Origin of the sequence: Ohtaekwangia sp., from assembly GCF_036568665.1 — a bacterium.
Lineage (GTDB): Bacteria > Bacteroidota > Bacteroidia > Cytophagales > Cyclobacteriaceae > Ohtaekwangia.
Genome location: NZ_DATCSD010000344.1, coordinates 1 through 2,956, shown reverse-complemented (window position 1 = coordinate 2,956; position 2,956 = coordinate 1). Strand labels below are relative to the sequence as shown.

The following is a 2,956-nucleotide window of genomic DNA, read 5'->3' as shown; positions in this document are numbered from 1 at the left end:
ATGCGCATAAACACCAGTTCGAATAAACCTACTCGCACGCCTGAGAACAGGGCCGTGATCCAGAGATTTACCGGAACGAAGTAGAGAAAAATAAAGAACAGGATAATCCCGCCAAAGACTATCACAAGTAAACCAGCAGCTTGCATAATAGGGTATATTTTTAATTAATAGGTTCTACAACAATTTGATTCGAGTATATCTGCGTGATCCTTACACGCTGTCCTTGCTCGATATAATTTCCCAACGTTTTTACTTCAAAGATTTGCTCGTGAAATTCTGCCTTGCCTATCGGGCGAAGTGTTGATATGGTTACACCTTCGTCACCAATATGAAGATCACTCAGAATACCTTCGTTTACTTTACTGTTATTGGAAGACTTCAATGAAAATCTCGACCACGCTCCTGAACGGAAACTATAGAACAACGAAACGAGTGTAGCTACCATCGTTCCCATCAGCACATAGAACCCAACATCATTTCCGAAATGACTATAGCTGATCACCACGCCTGTTATAGTAAAGATCAACCCGAGCAATCCCACCACCGTGGTTCCCGGTATAAATACAAGCTCTACGATGATCAGGCCGAGACCGATCAGCAAAAGTGCCAGTATAATGATCCACATCAACATAGGGGAGACAGGTAAGTTGGTTAATTCAGTCTGCTAATGTGCAGATTATTTAGCAAAGGTACTACACCCTGCGTTACAGCTTTTGTAACAGCATTAATAGGCCCGTGCAAATAGTACGCGTCTTGCAGATGGTTTACCGGAATACATACACACTCCGGCTTCGTCTTTTGCATCCAATGGAATACAGCGAATGGTAGCTTTTGTTTCTTCCTTAATGGCCGCTTCTGTCTCCTGCGTTCCATCCCAATGTGCCAGTATAAAACCACCTTTATCATCAAGCACTTTCTTGAATTCATCGTACGTATCTACAGATGTAGTTACTTCATTTCTGAATTTCAGTGCGCGCTCATAAATATTACGCTGAATGTCTTCCAGCAGTTTCGGAATTTCATTGGCTACCTGGTCGAGCTTCATCACCTGCTTTTCTTTTGTATCTCTGCGGGCAACTTCTACTGTACCATTTTCCATATCGCGTGGGCCTATAGCCAAACGTACCGGTACACCTTTCAACTCCCACTCGGCAAATTTGAAACCTGGCTTATGTGTATCGCGATTGTCGAACTTCACCGCATAACCTTGCTTGCGCAATGCAGCCGATATTTCCTGAACCTTGTCAGCAATCTTGTTCAACTCTTCTTCTGTTTTGAAAATAGGAACAATAACGACATGGATAGGCGCCAGTTTAGGAGGCAGCACAAGTCCGTCATCATCTGAGTGCGCCATAATGAGTGCTCCCATCAAACGCGTACTCACTCCCCACGATGTTCCCCATACGTAATCCAGTTTTCCTTCACGGCTGGTAAATTGTACGTTGAATGCCTTGGCAAAATTTTGTCCGAGGAAGTGCGATGTACCTGCCTGCAATGCTTTACCATCCTGCATCATGGCTTCTATGCAATAGGTATCTATAGCACCCGGAAATTTTTCGCCTTCTGATTTTTTACCCTTCACTACCGGCAGTGCCAAAAAGTTTTCAGCAAAGTCGGCATATACATCCAGCATCTGCTCTGTTTCTTTTACTGCTTCAGCGGCAGTAGCGTGCGCAGTATGTCCTTCCTGCCACAGAAATTCTGCTGTGCGCAGAAACAGGCGCGTGCGCATTTCCCAGCGTACTACGTTTGCCCACTGGTTTACCAGTATAGGCAGATCGCGATACGACTGTATCCATTTTTTATAAGTACTCCAGATGATCGCTTCACTCGTAGGGCGAACCACGAGTTCTTCTTCGAGCTGTGCATCCGGATCAACAATTAATTTACCTTTATTCTGCGGATCGGACTTGAGGCGATAGTGTGTAACAATAGCACATTCCTTCGCGAATCCTTCTGCATTTTTTTCTTCGGCTTCGAACAAACTCTTGGGTACAAACAGCGGGAAGTAAGCATTGGTATGCCCTGTATCCTTGAACATCTTGTCCAGTGCCTGTTGCATCTTTTCCCAGATAGAATAGCCATAGGGTTTAATCACCATACAACCGCGCACATCCGAGTGCTCGGCCAGGTCGGCCTTCTTCACTAAGTCGTTGTACCACTGGGAGTAATCTTCGTTTCGGCTGGGGAGTTCTTTCGCCATGCTGGTATAATTATTGTTTTATAAAATTTGTTCGGACGGCAAATATAAATTTTAACAGATTAAATACTGGCTAATTTTTGTAGCTTTATCAACACAAATTCGAACGGTTTGCCGTTTAATATTTGTTACGGAAATAGATTCAAACCAAAAGGCATTATGAAAACTTCAATCTTATTAAGCCTGGTAGCAATAGTTTTCTCTTCTGCAGCTTTTGCTCAGGAGTACGATGATATGTATTTCAACAGCAAAGACCGCAAAAAAGAAAATGTGCAGAAGGCTGCCGATCAACAAGCCTATGCGGCCAGCGTAAAGAAATCGAAACGCATGGAAGAAGTAGCCGATGACAATTTTGTCAATCCTACTGACAGCTATTCTGCCCGCAATGTAAATCCGGAATATGCTGCCCGTGCCAATGCTGCAACAGCACAAACCGACAATCAGGATTATTACCTGACGGATTATCGCTATCAAACTTCCAGTAACCTCAACAACTGGAATAACAATTTCAACTCCTGGTATTCCAATCCCTGGTATGGCTCAAATTACTACGGTTCATCTATCAATAATTGGAACAGCCCTTACTACGGATATAACAACGCTTATTATAGCCCGTGGTATGATCCGTACTGGAACAACGGTTGGTCTACCTCTTTCAGCTACTACTGGGGCAGTTCATGGAACTATGGCTGGGGCGGTAACTATAACTATTGGAACAGACCGTATTGTGGCTATACTTCTGCATGGGGACCTTAT

The 2,956-nt window shown here is 43.8% G+C and carries 3 protein-coding genes and 1 pseudogene; 1 reads left to right on the top strand and 3 read right to left on the bottom strand.

Annotated elements, in window-relative coordinates:
* The 3 genes from VIN08_RS19555 to proS form a co-directional block, all read right to left on the bottom strand.
* Positions 1 to 146 (bottom strand): flotillin-like FloA family protein (locus VIN08_RS19555; RefSeq protein ID WP_331968538.1); only part of this gene is annotated, 146 nt, incomplete at its 3' end.
* Positions 147 to 160: 14 nt separating this feature from the next.
* On the bottom strand, positions 161 to 631 hold the full coding sequence (locus tag VIN08_RS19550) for an NfeD family protein (protein ID WP_331968535.1): 471 nt from the start codon (positions 629 to 631) through the stop codon (positions 161 to 163).
* Positions 632 to 724: 93 nt separating this feature from the next.
* Positions 725 to 2,203 (bottom strand): proline--tRNA ligase, encoded by a 1,479-nt coding sequence (gene proS, locus VIN08_RS19545; RefSeq protein WP_331968532.1) that lies wholly within the window; start codon positions 2,201 to 2,203, stop codon positions 725 to 727.
* 156 nt (positions 2,204 to 2,359) lie between these two features.
* On the opposite strand from proS, the pseudogene VIN08_RS19540 reads away from it, so the two are divergent.
* Positions 2,360 to 2,956 (top strand): annotated as a pseudogene (locus VIN08_RS19540) (hypothetical protein); the annotation flags it as partial.